We start from the raw sequence: 15,227 nt of genomic DNA on the forward strand, positions 1-15,227 counted from the left end.
TCGCGGCGATCCACCCTCTCCCACAAGGGGAGAGGGTGCACTGTCTCTGCCGCACGTTAGGTTCCGCGCAAGAGCTCGCTCGCCACGATCCAGTCGTTGCCGTCGAACTGGAGCATGTAGCCGTCCTTGATCGGGCGGAAATCCTGCGGTGTGGTGTTGAGGGTGATACCGGGCAGCAACAGCGACAGTGGCACGTTCTTGAGGTTCGCCGCCTGCGCCATGATGTTCTCGCGCGTCAGGTTGTCCTTGCACTGCTTGAGCAGGACCACCAACGCCTCGGCGACGGTGTAGCCGTAGAGACCGGCGACGTTGTTGATGTCGGCATTGGGCAGGCGCTTCTTCATGAAGTCGATATAGGCCGTCATCGACGGGTCGTCCTTCGGCTGCTCGACAAACGGCTTGAGCGAGCCGAGCGACAGCACGCCCTTGCCGGCATCGAGACCTGCCGGCACCATCACGGTCGCCTTGTTGGCGCAGCCGCTGGCGAGGAAGCGCGTCGGCTGCCAGCCGACCTCATGGGCCTTGCGGATCGCCTGCGCGCAAGCGCGCGGCGTCACCGAATAGATCATGAAGACATCGGCCTTGGTGTTGGCCAGCGTCAGCACCTGGGAATCGACGGTGGGATCGGTGACCTCGAAGCTCGAGGCCATCGCGAGCGCCTTGTCGGCGTCGGCACCAAGCGCTTCCTTGACACCGCGAAAATATTCCTTGCCCGCGTCATCGTTCTGATAGAGCACCGCGAAACGCGCGTTCGGGTTCTTGGCGCGGGCATAGGCGACGTCGATCGCGGCCTCGCTGGTGTAGTTCGGCGCCCAGGGCAGCGCCATCGACCACGGCATGTTGGCGGGATCGTTCCACTTCGAGGCCGAGCTGATCAGGAAGATCTGCGGCACCTTGTTGCTGTTGAGATATTTTGCGATCGCCGAGCTCGGCGCGGTGCCCATGGTCGCGAAGATGAAGGCGACGCCGTCGCCCTCGACCAGGCGTCGCGCGGCTTCCATGGTCTTCGGCGGCGAGAAGGCGTCGTCGAGCGACAACAGATTGAGCTTGCGGCCATTGACGCCGCCCTTCTCGTTGACCTCGTCGAAATAAGCGGAGATGACCCTGCCGGTGATGCCGAGCGGCGATGCGGGGCCGCTATAGGGCATCGTGTTGCCGATCTTGATCTCGGTGTCGCTGACACCAGGGCCGTAGGATCTTTGCGCTGATGCGGGCGTGGACAGACAGGCGGCAGCCAGCGCTGCGGCCAGGGCCAAAGCGGCTCTCATGGTTTCTCCCCGGTGATGATCGTCCGCGCGAGGCGACCGCGCGGCGTGCTGCCTTTTTGTCAGCGCGTCAGCTCAGCGGAGTTCCGCGAGACGGTCTTGCGTCGAGTTGCTGGTCAGCTAGTGGCGCCGCCGCAGGCTGAAGCCCAGGCTGACCCAGCCGGCGCCCGCCATGATCAGGTCGATGCCGAGGAACAGGCCGAGGATGTAGACGCTGTTCACCGGCCAGCGCGCCAGAATCAAGAAACCAAGCAGCAGTGTGATGACGGCAGATAGCGCGACCCATACCCACGGGCTTTCGCGCTTCATGCTGAAGGCGAGAAACAGCCGGACGGCCCCCGAGGCGATCAGCGACGCGCCCAGGAACAACGTCAGCAGCACTGCCGCGAACAGCGGGTTCTCGAAGGTCAGGAAACCCGCGATGACATAGAGCACGCCGAGCAAGGCCCAGATCAGGAACTTGCCCCAGCTCTTCATCTGGAATGCGCCGATGATCTCGGTGGCACCAGCCACGATCATCATGGCGCCGACCACGATCACGCTCGCCACTGTCGCCAACATCACGCTGCCGAGCGCGACGAATCCGGCGATGAGGTAGACGACACCGAGCGCGACGATCCAGCCCCATTTGGGATGCAACGCCGCAATGCCCGAGCCGAGGCTTGATTGAGGAGACGTATCCGAGGCACTTGTCATGACGCCACTCCTGCATGCGGAGCCCGGAGGCACAATTCAGGATAGCACGGGCCACCTTGGGACGACAGCCAGCAAAGCAGCCGCAGCCGCAGCAACATTGACGTAAATCAAGATCGAATGCGGCGCGTCAGCCGCCCGACCGCTCCATCTCGAGCTCGGCCTTGAGGTTGTCGAGGTCCCGATAGATTGAAGCGACCGCCAGCACGCGCCCGCCCTGGCGGTACCTCAGCACGCAGTCCTTGCCGTCGATGCTGCCGTCGATCGCGATCTCGTCGAAGCTCTCGGCATGGCCGACATAGTTGATCGGAACGTCGTAGTGCTGCGACCAGAAGAACGGCACGGCGTCGAAGCGTTCGCGCTTGCCGAGCATGTTACGCGCCGCGGTCTGGCCCTGCCGCTCCGCCACTACCCAGTGCTCGACGCGGATGTTCTGGCCCGAATGCGGATCGGGCCAGCGCGCGATGTCGCCGGCCGCGAAGATGCCTGATGCGCTGGTCTCGAGATACTCGTTCACGCTGACGCCGCGATCGATGGCGAGCCCCGCCTGCTCGGCGAGCGCAAGGCGCGGCTTGACGCCGATCCCGACCACGACCAGATCGGCCTCGATCACACTGCCGCTCTTCAGCGTGGCGCGTTTGCCGTCGAGCTTTTCGACGGTGTCCTCGAGGTGAAAGTGGACGCCGTTGTCTTCATGCAGCGCGCGGACGAAATCACCCATCTCGGAGCCGAGCACGCGCTGCATCGGCCGCTCCTCGGGGGCAACCACATGCACCTCCAGCTTGCGCGCCCGCAAGGAGGCCGCGACTTCGAGGCCGATGAAGCTGGCGCCGATCACCAGCGCGCGCTTCGCGCTGCCGGCCGCCTTGATGATGGCGCGGCTGTCGGCAACGCTGCGCAAGGTATGGACATGTGGCTGGTCCGCGCCCGGAATCTGCAACTTGACCGGTTCGGCGCCGGTTGCAAGCAGCAGCCGGTCGAACGGCAGCGTGTCGCCATTGCCGAGCGTGACGCTGCGCGCCTTCGGATCGATTGCGGCAACATTCGTGTTGAGCCTGAGATCGATGCCCGCGTCCTGATAGTAGTCCTCGCCCCGCAGCGGCAGCCAATCCTCCGGTGCATTGCCGGCGAGGTAATCCTTGGAAAGGTTCGGCCGATCGACCGGCATCGCGGCGTCATTACTCAACATGGTGATGGCGCCGGCAAAGCCCTCGCGCCGCAGCGTCTCGGCGGCCGCAAAGCCGGCCGCACCGCCGCCGACGATGACGAATTTTTCCGGCGTCGGCGCGCTGCGATGTGACGCTGCAGGCTGCGGCATCTCGCGCTTGCGCTGAACGATGACCTTGTCCCGATCGCGCGTCACCTCCCACACCGCGAGCGCGTTCAGCGCCGGCGGTCGGGTGGCTTCGCCGGTGCGCAAGGAGAAGCAGGCGTGATGCCAGGGACAGCGGATCGTGTCGCCGACCACCAGCCCTTCGGCGAGCGGGCCGTGGTAGTGGCTGCAAGACGGCTCGATCGCGAAGATTTCGCTGCCGGCTTGCACCAGCAAGACGTCTTCCTCGCCGACATGGCCGAGCAGCTTGCCGTCCTTGAACTGGTTGAGCGATACGCCCTTGGTCAGGTCCGGCCCGCTCGGCTTGCTTTCCTCGCCCATGATCAACTCCTTCACAGCTCTCGCTCAGGACTTGGACGGCGCCGTCAGCGAAAAGTTCCCCGCGACGTCGAAAATCGGGGTCAGGCGGCCGCCTTGCGAACGTCGAGCACGGCTTGCGCCCATTCGGCAGGCCGCTCCTGCGGCAGGTTGTGGCCGGCCCCAGCGAAGACACGCCGCTCGAAGAAGCCTTCGAACCTGGGCGCGTGACTGATGGTGCCGGGATTGACGCCGTCGCTGTCGCCGTCGATCGCGATCGTCGGGACACGGATCGGCGGCTGCGCGGCGAGCTTGGCCTCGATCGCGGCATAGGCGGGATCGCCTTCGACCAGCCCATAACGGTGACGGTAGGAATGGATCACGACATCGACGAAATCAGGATTGTCGAACGACGCCGCACTTGTCTCGAACGTGGCGTCGTCGAAGCCCCATTTCGGCGACCACATCGCCCAGAGCTGGCGCGCAAAGCCGCGCCGGTTGCGCTCCAGCGCGCGGCGGCCGCGCTCGTTGTGGAAGAGATATTGATACCAGAGCGCCGCTTCCTCCGGTGGCGAAGCCGGCTCCAGCGCGCGCGCAATGTTCTGGATGTTGTAGGAATTGCCGGAGACGAGGGCGATCACGCGCTCGGGATGCAGCACCGAGACCACGCAGGCCGCCCGCCCGCCCCAATCGTAACCGCCGACGACCGCGCGCCCGATGTGAAGCGCATCCATGAAGGCCAGCAGATCGGCGCCGAGCGCCGCCTGCTCGCCGGAGCGCAGCGTCGCGGCGGACCGGAACCGCGTCGGCCCGTAGCCGCGCAGCCACGGCACAAGCACCCGCGCGCCCGCTTCCGCGATCAGAGGCGCGGTCTCGGCATAGGCGCTCACATCGTAGGGAAAGCCGTGGCCCATGATGCAGGGCCAACCATCCGGCGCGCCGTATTCGAGATAGGCGATGTCGAGGATATCCGTGGTGATGGTTTTTTGTTGCATGATTTGCTCACGGAGTTGAGAGGCCGTAGCCTGGATGAAGCGCAGCGCAATCCGGGATTCGCGGATGCAGGCGTCCCCGCATTCCGCTTCGCTCCATGCGGGCTACGGGGCCTATTTCTGCGGGCCTGACAGCGAGATCTCGCGTTCGGCGCGGAACACGTTGCTGTAGAGGTTGGCGATCCACTGCCGACCGATCTCGGTCTTGTTGAGATAGCCGATCTCGGTCTGGATGTGCGGTGCGACGCTGTTCCAGTAGAATTGTGGATAGCGGTTCACGATGTCGGCGGGCGAGTCGTAGCCGAGCTGGCGATTGATGCCGACCTCTTCGAATTCGTAATAGAGCGCGTTGGCCTTGCGCAGATAGTTGGGATCGCCGAGCTGGCCGATGAAGTCCGCGGCGCGCAGGATCGAGGCTTCGTCGTCATACTCCTGCCCTTCACGGGCCGGGAAGCGGGTGCCCTCGATGGCGCTGGCGATGCGTTCCGGGTCCAGCCCCGGGATATGTTGCAACCGCCGCATGACATAGAGCTTCGACCGGTCGACATGATACATCATCAGGCTGGCATCCGAGGCGCCGCGGGGCAATGAAACCTTGGTGCCCGCCGCGTCGATCACGAAGCCGTCATTGTCATCCTCCTCGAACAGGCCCCGGACATAGCCGATGTCGTGGGCGAGGCACGCGATCAGAATGTGGACGTAATCCGCGGCCTCGAGGTGGGTGTGGAGATATCGGCCGCTGAGGATGGAATGGCCCGCCAGCGTCACCAGCATCGTGTGCTCGACATTGTGGTAGAGCGCGTCGCTATTGCCAATGCACTCCATCGCGGTGCGCGTCGCGCTTTCGACGATGTTCGCGGGAGCCTCGCCGTACCTGCGACGCATGAACGAGCCCAGCACCTTCTCCAGGGATTCAGCCGCCAGTCTCGGTAACGTCATCATGGATGCAGCCCCGCTCGTCGGTGGTGTCCCACGCCAGCTCCCGACGTCTCATTCGTGTCCTCGACGCAACGGCCAGCATAGCCCATCTTGGGCCACCTGACCAAACGCCGGGACGAATTTACGGAAATATGTTGCTGTTGTGCCCTGCGACATCACGGTTGCGGTCGGGGCGCGACACAGCTTGGCGGCAGCGGGCGCCGGGCCGGCAAGACCGCTTTTATTCCACCAGCAGCACGTCCACGGCGACGCCGAGCTTCTGCTTCGGCGAGCCGACGATGATGCCGTCGACCGGCGAGACGTCGGAGAAGTCGCGGCCGACCGCGAGCACGATGTGATCGTTGGCGACCAGCAAATCATTGGTCGGATCGAAATCGACCCAGCCAAGCTCAGCCCCGCACCACAGCGACACCCAGGCATGGGTGGCATCGGCGCCCTGCAAACGCGGCTGGCCCGGCGGCGGGATGGTACGGAGATAGCCGCTGACATAGGCTGCCGGAAGGCCGAGCCCGCGCAGCCCTGCGATCATCACATGGGCAAAGTCCTGGCAAACGCCATGGCGCTTGTCGAAGACCTCGCCAAGCGGCGTCGAGATCACCGTCGCCTTCGGATCGTAGCGGAATTCGGTGCGGATGCGATGCATGAGATCGGCCGCGCCGGCCAGGATCCCTGCGCCGGGCGCAAAGCTCGTGCCCGCATAGGCGCTGACGGGGTGCAGCACCGGCACCAGCGGGCTCGCAAAGACGTAGCCGACCGGCGAGGACGGCCCGAGGCTCGTCGCTTCAAACGCGATGTCGCGGATGCTCTCCCAGGGCGGGCTGACGGCATCGCGCGCCGGCGGCTGTCGCGAGACGGAGACGCGCGAGCGCGAGTCGATGCGCAAGTTTCGGTGTGCGGTTTCGATCACGACGCTCTCGGTGAGCGTGCCGAAGAAGTCGCGGCGGACGTGGCGCTCGGACGGGCGCGGCCGGATCTCGACCTTGTGCGAGATCAGCTCCTGGCCGTGGCCGCTCTTCGGCTCCAGCCGCAGCGTGCAGCGGGCGAAGCTGACCGGACTCTCGTATTCGTAAGTCGTGACGTGACGGATGTCGTAGATCACGCCAGCCCCGTCAGCTTTTCCGGCCGGCTCGCATTGGGGCCGTGCGGGAAGTAGTGCAGCCCGATCGCCTCGGCGAGGCTGAGCAGGTCCTGCTCCAGCGAGAACAGGGTCTTGACCTCGAGCTTCTCGGCCTCGGCAGTGGCCAGCATGGACTGCACCGCCACCGCGAGCCGCTGCGGCTGCTCGATCAGGCCGTGCTCCTTCAGGCTCGGGAGCGACGCGATGTGCTCGTTCAGCGTCGTCACCTGGAATGCGACCGAACGCGGATTGTAGCTGTCGAGCACCGCGAGGTCGCGCACCGGCGCGAGGATCGGCGCCAGCAGATAGCGCGAGCGGTAGGTGATCTGGGAATCCACCAGCGTCAGCAGGATATCGAGATCCTCGTCGCAGGCCTCGTCATAGGCGAACTGGCGCGCGAAGCGCGTGGTGTTGATGGCGCGCTCGGTGCGGCGGCCGATATCGAGGAAGCGCCAGCCGGCGGCGCGGTTCATGTTCTCCTGCGCCAGCCCCGCAAAGCTCGCCAGCTCCTGCAAGGTCAGCTCGGCCGCGCTCAGCACATCGTCGTCGTCCTCGACCTCGTAGGCCAGCCGATCGGCCATCTCGGTGATGACCTGCCAGGCGTCGGGCGACAGCCGCTCGCGCAAGGATGTCGCCGTACGCTGCGCCGCGCGCACCAGCGACAGCGCCGAGCCGAAACGCTCCGGGCTCTGCAGCGCTTCGGCGACGATACGCCCCGGCGCGGTGCGCGAGGCCTGCGAGATCGCGCCCCAGGCCACCAGCAGGCGCTGGATGCGGTCGGCCGATTGCAGCGAGGCCGCGGTGCCCTTGTTGGGCCCGCTCGGCGAACCCAGCGCGCGCACCAGCCGCAGCGTTGCCTCGGCGCGTTCGAGATAGCGGCCGAGCCAGAACAGATTGTCCGCGGCGCGGCTCGGCAGCACGCCGGCGATGCGGCGGATCCGCACCTTGTCGGTCGCGGGCAGCAGCGTCGCGACCGAGACCTTCTTGTCCGAGACCACCCAGACATCGGCGGCGCGCGCGCCGTCGCCCATCGACACCGCGCGCGCGTCCGCCTGCTCGGCGATCCGGCAGAAGCCGCCGGGCATGATGGCCCAGCCGTCGGGGGTCGCGGCCGCGAACACGCGCAGCACGAAGGGACGCGGCGTGAGCTGGCCCTGCTCCCACACCGGCATGGTCGAAAGCCGCACCACCTCCTGGCCGACATAATCCATGCCGCGCGTGCTGATGGCGTCGACGAGACGCTGGCGCCCGGCGGCGTCGAGCTCGCTCGCGAGCACCGGGCCATTGCTGTCGAAGCCGGGAACGCCGCGCCGATAGGCGCCCTCGATCGCGACCTCATCGAGCCGTGACAGCACCTCGTCGCGGGCGATGCGCTGGCCGCACCACCAGGTCGCGATATGCGGCATCTTGAGCTCCTCGCCGAGCAGGCGACGGCTCAGCGCCGGCAGGAAGCCGAGCATCGCGCGCGCCTCCAGCACGCCCGAGCCCGGCATGTTGGCGACGACGACACCGTCCTTGCGCAGCACGTCGATCAGGCCGGGCACGCCGAGATGCGAGGACGCATCGAGCTCGAGCGGATCGAGCGAATTGGAATCGACCCGGCGGAGCAGCACGTCGAGCCGCTTCAGGCCGGCAACAGTGCGGATGTGGATGCGGTTGTCGCTGACGGCGAGATCGTCGCCCTCGACCAGCAGAAAGCCGAGATAGCGCGCCAGGGTCGCGTGCTCGAAATAGGTCTCGCTGAAGCTGCCCGGGGTGAGCACGCCGATGCGCGGCTCGTCGCGATCGGCGCGCGCGCGCAGGCTGTCGCGAAACGCCTCGAAGAACGGCGCAACGCGCGGCACGTTCATCGACTTGTAGAGATCGGAGAAGGCGCGCGAGAGCACCAGGCGGTTCTCCAGCGCATAGCCCGCCCCCGACGGCGCCTGCGTGCGGTCGCCGAGCACCCACCAGCGCCCGTCCGGCCCGCGGCCGACATCGGCGGCATAGAGCGAGAGATAGCGCCCGCCCGGCGGCGGCACGCCGCAGACGGGGCGGAGATATTCGGGACTGCCGGCGATCGCGGCGGCCGGCAGCGCGCCTTCCGCGACCAGCCGTCCCTCGCCATAGATGTCGCGCAGCACGAGCTCGAGCAGCTCGGCGCGCTGGGTGATGCCGGCAGACAGCTGCTTCCAGTCGGCCTCGTCGATCAGCAGCGGCAGATGGCTGATCGACCACGGCCGGTCGGCGCTGTCACCGGGCGCACGGTAGGTGACGCCGGCTTCGCGCAAATGGCGGTCGGCCATGCCGAACCGCCGCTCGATCTCGTCCGGCGCGAGCGCGCCGAAGGCGTCGAAGAAGCGGCTCCAGACCGCGCGGGGGGCGCCGTCGGGCCCCAGGAACTCGTCGGGGATGCCAGGCAGGCGGCTATAGTCGCGGACCCATTGCGCGAGGCGGCGCTGGCCTTCGCGCTGACCTTGCGCCTTACCCGTCTTGTCGTCCTGTTCGGCTGCGCCCTCGCCCATGCGCCTCTCCCTGCCCCACCATCATTCTCATTGCAGGAGCGGGGTCCGCAAGTCGAGGGTCAGCGGAAACTCATTTGTGCGTTCCTCGGGCGGGAGCTGCATCGGACCCGGCGTATGGCCGTGGTCCTGGAAGCGCGCCAGCCGCCGCGCCTCGGCCTCGTAGGTGTTGACGGGCTTGGTGTCGTAGCTGCGGCCGCCGGGATGGGCGACGTGATAGACGCAGCCGCCCAGCGAGCGGCCGTTCCAGGTGTCGATCAGGTCGAAGGTCAGGGGCGCGTGAACGGGGATGGTCGGGTGCAGGCCGGAGGCCGGCTGCCAGGCCTTGAAGCGGACGCCGGCCACGGCCTCCCCGGAGCGGCCGGTCGACGTCATCGGCAGGCGGCGGCCGTTGCAGGTCACGACGTGGCGGCCCTCGACAAAGCCCTCAGCTTTCACTTGAAGCCGTTCGACCGAACTGTCGACATAACGCACCGTGCCGCCGGCCGAGCCCTCCTCGCCGAGCACATGCCAGGGCTCCAGCGCCTGGCGCAGCTCCAGCGTCACGCCGCCATGATGGATACGGCCGAAAGCGGGGAAGCGGAATTCGAGCTGGGCCAGATACCATTCCGGCTCAAAGGGATAGCCGGATTGCTTCAACTCAGAAAGCACATCAAGAAAATCCTGCCAGATGAAGTGAGGCAGCATGAAGCGATCATGCAGCGCGGTGCCCCAGCGCACGAATTTGCCGGTCTGCGGCTCGCGCCAGAATTTTGCGATCAGCGCGCGGATCAGGAGCTGCTGCGCCAGCGACATGCGCGGGTCGGGCGGCATTTCGAGCGCGCGGAATTCGACGAGGCCGAGCCGCCCTGTGGTCCCATCCGGCGAATAGAGCTTGTCGATGCAGATCTCGGCGCGATGGGTGTTGCCGGTGATGTCGACGAGCAGATGCCGGAATAGCCGGTCGACCAGCCAGAGCGGCGTCTGGTAACCCGGCGGCGGCACGTGCGCGAGCGCGATCTCGAGCTCGTAGATGCTGTCGTGCCGGGCTTCGTCGATGCGCGGCGCCTGGCTGGTCGGGCCGATGAACAGGCCCGAGAAGAAATAGGACAGCGACGGATGCCGCTGCCAGTGCAGCACCAGGCTCTTCAACAGATCGGGACGGCGCAGGAACGGCGAGTCCTGTGGCGAGGAGCCGCCGACCACGACGTGGTTGCCGCCGCCGGTACCGGTGTGGCGGCCGTCGACCAGGAAGCGGTTGGCACCGAGGCGCACCTTGCCGGCGTCCTCATAGAGACCGGAGGTGATGTCGACCGCGTCGCGCCAGCTCTTGGCCGGCTGGATGTTGATCTCGATGACGCCGGGATCCGGCGTCACCTTGATGACCTCGACGCGCGGGTCGAACGGCGGCGGGTAGCCCTCGACATGGACCTGGAGCTGCATCTCCTCGGCGGTGGCTTCGAGCGCCGCGACCAGTTCGAGATAATCCTCGATGCGCTCGACCGGCGGCATGAAGGCGCAGAGCACGCCGTCGCGGACTTCGACCGACATCGCGGTGCGGACCGGGACCGACGTGTTGAGTTTCTCGGGCGCGGCCCGCGGCGGCGCTTCCGGACGCGCCGGAAGGCTGAACACCGGCAGCTTGCCGCGCCCCTCCATCGGGTCGCGTTCGACGATGTAGGGATATTGATCGGGTGGAACGTAGCCGAGCGAACCGATCGGCAGGCGCAGGCCGAGCGGGGAATCGCCCGGCATCAGGAACAGATGATTGCGCCGGAGTTGCCAGCGCTCGCTGCGCCAGCGCGGCGGCGCGTTCCAGCGCTGCACCGGCAGCACGAATCCGCGCGGGGTGTCGAGGCCCTGCTCGAACACCCGCGCGATCCGCACGCGCGCCTCCGGATCGGACAATTTGGAGTCGGACGGATCGACATTGACGGGAAGCTCGGCTTCCTTCTGAAGCCAGAGCGCGGTGTCCTCGTAGGCCGGCATGATGTAGCCGGGATCGAGCCCGAGCCGTGCCGCCGCGCCTTCCACGAACGCTTTGGCGTCCTTGGCCTCGGCGCGGCGCGGATTTTCGATGCTGGCAATGAGGTCGGCGTTCTTCCAGATCGGCACGCCGTCCTTGCGCCAATAAAGCCCAAAGGCCCAGCGCGGCAGGCTCTCGCCGGGATACCATTTGCCCTGGCCGTAATGCAGCAGGCCGCCCGGCCCGAAACGCGTGCGCAGGCGGCGGATCAGATCGTCGGCCAATGCGCGCTTGGTCGGGCCGACGGCCTCGGTGTTCCACTCCGCCGCTTCGAGATCATCGACGGAGACGAAGGTCGGTTCGCCGCCCATGGTCAGCCGGACATCCTGCGCGGCGAGATCGCCGTCGACCTGCTCGCCGAGGTCATTGAGCCGCGTCCAGGATTCGTCGGAGAACGGCTTTGTGATGCGCGGCGCCTCGCGGATGCGCTTGACGCTCATGTCGAAGGCGAACTCGACTTCGGCAAAGCCGGCGCCGCCGGAAATCGGCGCGGCCGAGCGATAATGCGGCGTGGCCGCAACCGGGATGTGCCCCTCGCCCGCGAGCATGCCGGACGTCGCGTCAAATCCGATCCAGCCCGCGCCCGGCAGATAGACCTCGGCCCAGGCGTGCAGATCGGTGAAATCGCTTTCCACCTCGGGTGGTCCCTCGATCGGATCGATGTCGGGACGGATCTGGATCAGGTAACCGGAGACGAAGCGCGCCGCGAGGCCGAGATGACGCAGGGTCTGGATCAGCAGCCAGGCAGAGTCGCGGCACGAGCCGGCCCCGGAGGAGAGCGTCTCCTCCGGCGTCTGCACGCCGGGCTCCATGCGGATGATGTAACGGACGTGCTTCTGAAGCTCGCGGTTGAGATCGACCAGGAAGTTGACGGTGTTCGGGGCTTCGTGCGGGATCGTATCGAGAAATTTCGCGAACAGGCGATCGGGCTTGATGGTCTCGAGATAAGGCGCAAGCTCCGTCTTCAGGTCCTTCGGATATTCGAACGGAAAGCTGTCGGCATAGGGCTCGACGAAGAAGTCGAACGGGTTGACCACGGTCATCTGCGCCGTGAAGTCGACCTCGAATTTCAGCTCGGTCGTCTTCTCCGGAAAGACGTAGCGCGCCAGCCAATTGCCTTGCGGGTCCTGCTGCCAGTTCACGAAATGATTGGCCGGAGTGACCTTGAGCGAATAGCTCAGAACCGGCGTGCGCGTATGCGGCGCCGGCCGCAGCCGGATGGTCTGCGGGCCAAGATCGATCGGGCGGTCGTATTTGTAGTGCGTGACGTGATGTAGTGCGACGTAGATCGACACGGGGTGCGGTGCTCCAGCAGCTTTTTTGAGCAGAACACCGGTTCCGGGTGGGATCAAGCACTAACAACGGGCACGGGTTGCCTACGCCGCGGGCTGATCTGCGAGTTACACTTGCCGAAGTAATCTACCTATGATCGAATGAACCATTGCCTGCACAAGCCGCGCCCGACGCGCCGCTTTGCGCATGATGGACTCTCCCGTTCGTAATGGTTGCCGCGCAACGTATCGACGCGTGGCGCGGCCTGAAAGAGGAGATGTTTCCGATGAGCTTTCTGGTCAGATTCCCGCAGGCTTCCTATCGCGCCGACGCGCTCGATGGTTTCACGGTCACTCCAGGTTTCACACCGGGAAACGCGCAAGCCATGATGTGGCTGTCGCAGCTCGCCTACGAGACCGACGACCGCGACAAGGTAGACAATATTCTGAAGGCACTGGGGCTGGAGATGCGCGGCTTCGGTGCCGACACCCCCGCTACAGGTTTGGTGCCACCAAAAGCCCGCTTCATTGTCGCCGTCGGACGCGACGCGACATTCGTCACACTGTCCGGCACCGATCCGCTCAGTATCAAGGATTGGATCACCGACTTCACCCTCGAACCAAGTCCAAATGTTTTTCACAAGGGATTTGCCGAAGCCGTCGGTGCAGTCCGATCAGACATCGAAGCTGCTATCAGGAGCGGCGGCGCCGGACAGCCGCTCTTCTTTACCGGACACAGCATGGGCGGCGCCTTGGCAAATATCGCAGCACTGCGGGCGTTGGATGCTGGCTTGCGGGCAACCGCCATTTACACGTTTGGCGGGCCGCGAACCGGCGGTCAGCGTTTCTTTGAAGCCTACGAGCCTCTCGGCGAAAGCACGTTCCGGCTCGTCAACGGTAACGACATCGTCCCGGCCGTTCCACCCAGCCTGCCGCTAGGCAATTTCCGCCACGTCGGCCAAATGGTGCGTTGCGGGTCTGGCTCGACCTTCGCAGGTCAGGTGCCGGAGTCGAAAGAGGGAAACGACCCCAGCCTCATCCAAATCGGGCTTCGTACCCTTGGTGCCGCGGACATTTTCCACCTGAAGATCCCAAGCATCGAGGAGCTCCGCGACATCGACCCGCGGACGCTCGACCAATCCGACATACTGCCCGGCGTCGTGCGCGACCATGTTCCGGCAAGCTACTTCCGGGCGTTGTCGGTCACCATTCCGTAGCTGCCGCGTAGCCTCACATCGTCGCCCCGAGCACCCAGGGCGCGAACTCGGCGCCGCCGAAATCGAAGCTCTCGCTTTTGGTCGGCTGTCCCGAAGCCGTCTTCAGGATGAGCTCGAAGATGCGCTGGCCGCACTCTTGGACGCTCTCCTCGCCTTCGAGGATGGTGCCGCAATTGACGTCCATGTCCTCTTCCATGCGCTTGTACATGGGCGTGTTGGTGGCGAGCTTGATCGACGGCGCCGGCTTGCAGCCGAACACGCTGCCACGGCCGGTGGTGAAGCAGACCAGATTGGCACCGCCGGCGACCTGACCGGTCGCGGCGACCGGATCATAGCCGGGCGTGTCCATGAACACGAAACCGCGCTTCGTGACGGGCTCGGCGTAGCGCAGCACGTCGACGAGGTTGGTGGTGCCGGCCTTGGCCATCGCGCCGAGCGACTTTTCCAAAATGGTGGTGAGGCCGCCGGCCTTGTTGCCGGGGCTCGGATTGGCATTCATCTCGGCGCCTTCGCGCTCGGTGTATTCGTCCCACCAGCGCATGAGATCGACCAGCTTTTCGCCGACCTCGCGGCTGACGGCGCGGCGCGTGAGCAGATGCTCGGCGCCGTAGGTCTCCGGCGTCTCGGACAGGATCACGGTGCCGCCGTGACGGACGATGAGATCGCTGGCGGCCCCCAGCGCCGGATTTGCGGATACGCCGGAATAGCCGTCCGAGCCGCCGCATTGTAGGGCCACGGTGAGTTCGCTCACCGGTACGGATTCGCGCTTGACCTTGTTGGAGTCTGCGAGAGCTTCACGCACGAACGCAATGCCGGCCTCCACCGTCTTGCGGGTGCCGCCGACCTCCTGGATGTCCATCGCGCGGAGGCGGCCGGCGAGCTTCTGCTCCTCCATCAGCCCGCCGATCTGGTTCACCTCGCAGCCGAGACCGAGCACGATGACGTGGGAGAAATTGACGTGACGCGCATAGCCGCCGAGCGTGCGGCGGAGCAGCGCCAGGGGCTCGTTCTGCGTCATGCCGCAGCCGGTCTTGTGGGTCAGCGCGACCACGCCGTCGACATTGGGAAAGTCGGCCAGCGGATTGTCGCCGGTGAACGGATTCTTCTTGAAGACGTCGGCGACGAGGCTTGCGACATGCGCGCTGCAATTCACCGAGGTGAGGATGCCGATATAGTTGCGCGTGGCGACGCGGCCGTCCGGGCGGCGGATGCCTTCGAAGGTCGCCGGCAGATCGAAATTCGGCGTCGGCTTGACGTCGGCGCAATAGGCGTAGTCCTTCGAGAAATCACCCATGCCGCAATTCTGCACGTGCACGTGCTGGCCCGGTGCGATCGGCACCGTCGCAAAGCCGATGATCTGGCCGTAGCGTATCACCGGCTCGCCCAATGCGATCGGCTTGATCGCGACCTTGTGGCCGGAGGGAATGCGCTCGACCGTGGTCACGCCGTCGGCAACCAATGTTCCCGGCGGCAGGCTCGCGCGCGCGATCAGCACGCCATCATCGGGATGGAGGCGAATGACGGGGCTGATGGTCATGGCAGGTCTCCTTCGGAGGCGAATAGCGAGTTGGTGAGTGGCGAATGGAAAAAGGGGAGC

General features: G+C 65.9%; 10 protein-coding genes. 1 reads left to right on the forward strand and 9 read right to left on the reverse strand.

What is annotated here, in order from left to right:
• Positions 1–56: 56 nt before the first annotated feature.
• The 8 genes from OWC48_RS04890 to OWC48_RS04925 all read right to left on the reverse strand — a co-directional run bounded on the left by OWC48_RS04890 (position 57) and on the right by OWC48_RS04925 (position 12,437).
• Positions 57–1,268 carry an ABC transporter substrate-binding protein gene (locus tag OWC48_RS04890; protein ID WP_282518918.1) on the reverse strand — a complete coding sequence of 404 codons (1,212 nt, stop codon included), beginning with the start codon at positions 1,266–1,268 and terminating at the stop codon, positions 57–59.
• A gap of 117 nt (positions 1,269–1,385) precedes the next feature.
• Positions 1,386–1,961, reverse strand: a complete 576-nt coding sequence (locus OWC48_RS04895; RefSeq protein WP_282518919.1) for an HdeD family acid-resistance protein — start codon at positions 1,959–1,961, stop codon at positions 1,386–1,388.
• A 127-nt stretch (positions 1,962–2,088) separates the two neighbouring features.
• Positions 2,089–3,612, reverse strand: coding sequence for an FAD-dependent oxidoreductase (locus OWC48_RS04900; protein WP_282518920.1), 1,524 nt, complete (start codon positions 3,610–3,612; stop codon positions 2,089–2,091).
• Between the two features lie 80 nt (positions 3,613–3,692).
• Positions 3,693–4,583, reverse strand: coding sequence for an alpha/beta fold hydrolase (locus tag OWC48_RS04905; protein ID WP_282518921.1), 891 nt, complete (start codon positions 4,581–4,583; stop codon positions 3,693–3,695).
• Positions 4,584–4,694: 111 nt separating this feature from the next.
• The gene (locus OWC48_RS04910) at positions 4,695–5,522 is read right to left on the reverse strand and encodes a metal-dependent phosphohydrolase (protein ID WP_282518922.1); all 828 of its coding nucleotides are present in this window, start codon (positions 5,520–5,522) and stop codon (positions 4,695–4,697) included.
• A gap of 217 nt (positions 5,523–5,739) precedes the next feature.
• Positions 5,740–6,618 carry a transglutaminase family protein gene (locus tag OWC48_RS04915; RefSeq protein ID WP_282518923.1) on the reverse strand — a complete coding sequence of 293 codons (879 nt, stop codon included), beginning with the start codon at positions 6,616–6,618 and terminating at the stop codon, positions 5,740–5,742.
• Positions 6,615–9,140, reverse strand: a complete 2,526-nt coding sequence (locus OWC48_RS04920) for a circularly permuted type 2 ATP-grasp protein (RefSeq protein ID WP_282518924.1) — start codon at positions 9,138–9,140, stop codon at positions 6,615–6,617. The genes OWC48_RS04915 and OWC48_RS04920 overlap by 4 nt, the downstream gene beginning before the upstream one ends.
• 27 nt (positions 9,141–9,167) lie before the next feature.
• Positions 9,168–12,437 carry a transglutaminase family protein gene (locus OWC48_RS04925; protein ID WP_282518925.1) on the reverse strand — a complete coding sequence of 1,090 codons (3,270 nt, stop codon included), beginning with the start codon at positions 12,435–12,437 and terminating at the stop codon, positions 9,168–9,170.
• Positions 12,438–12,643: 206 nt separating this feature from the next.
• Here OWC48_RS04925 and OWC48_RS04930 point away from each other — a divergent pair, with 206 nt between their 5' ends.
• On the forward strand, positions 12,644–13,630 hold the full coding sequence (locus tag OWC48_RS04930; protein ID WP_282518926.1) for a lipase family protein: 987 nt from the start codon (positions 12,644–12,646) through the stop codon (positions 13,628–13,630).
• Between the two features lie 13 nt (positions 13,631–13,643).
• Here OWC48_RS04930 and OWC48_RS04935 read toward each other — a convergent pair whose 3' ends face one another.
• Positions 13,644–15,167: a UxaA family hydrolase gene (locus tag OWC48_RS04935; RefSeq protein ID WP_282518927.1), complete on the reverse strand. Its 1,524-nt coding sequence runs from the start codon at positions 15,165–15,167 to the stop codon at positions 13,644–13,646.
• Between the last annotated feature and the right edge of the window lie 60 nt (positions 15,168–15,227).

Source organism: Bradyrhizobium sp. Arg816 (assembly GCF_029989365.1).
Taxonomy (GTDB): domain Bacteria; phylum Pseudomonadota; class Alphaproteobacteria; order Rhizobiales; family Xanthobacteraceae; genus Bradyrhizobium.

Bases quoted from the DNA above. Each gene is read 5' to 3' on its own strand.
- OWC48_RS04890 (WP_282518918.1), bottom strand. From the start codon at position 1,268: ATGAGAGCCGCTTTGGCCCTGGCCGCAGCGCTGGCTGCCGCCTGTCTG.
- OWC48_RS04895 (WP_282518919.1), bottom strand. From the start codon at position 1,961: ATGACAAGTGCCTCGGATACGTCTCCTCAATCAAGCCTCGGCTCGGGC.
- OWC48_RS04900 (WP_282518920.1), bottom strand. From the start codon at position 3,612: ATGGGCGAGGAAAGCAAGCCGAGCGGGCCGGACCTGACCAAGGGCGTA.
- OWC48_RS04905 (WP_282518921.1), bottom strand. From the start codon at position 4,583: ATGCAACAAAAAACCATCACCACGGATATCCTCGACATCGCCTATCTC.
- OWC48_RS04910 (WP_282518922.1), bottom strand. From the start codon at position 5,522: ATGATGACGTTACCGAGACTGGCGGCTGAATCCCTGGAGAAGGTGCTG.
- OWC48_RS04920 (WP_282518924.1), bottom strand. From the start codon at position 9,140: ATGGGCGAGGGCGCAGCCGAACAGGACGACAAGACGGGTAAGGCGCAA.
- OWC48_RS04930 (WP_282518926.1), top strand. From the start codon at position 12,644: ATGGTTGCCGCGCAACGTATCGACGCGTGGCGCGGCCTGAAAGAGGAG.
- OWC48_RS04935 (WP_282518927.1), bottom strand. From the start codon at position 15,167: ATGACCATCAGCCCCGTCATTCGCCTCCATCCCGATGATGGCGTGCTG.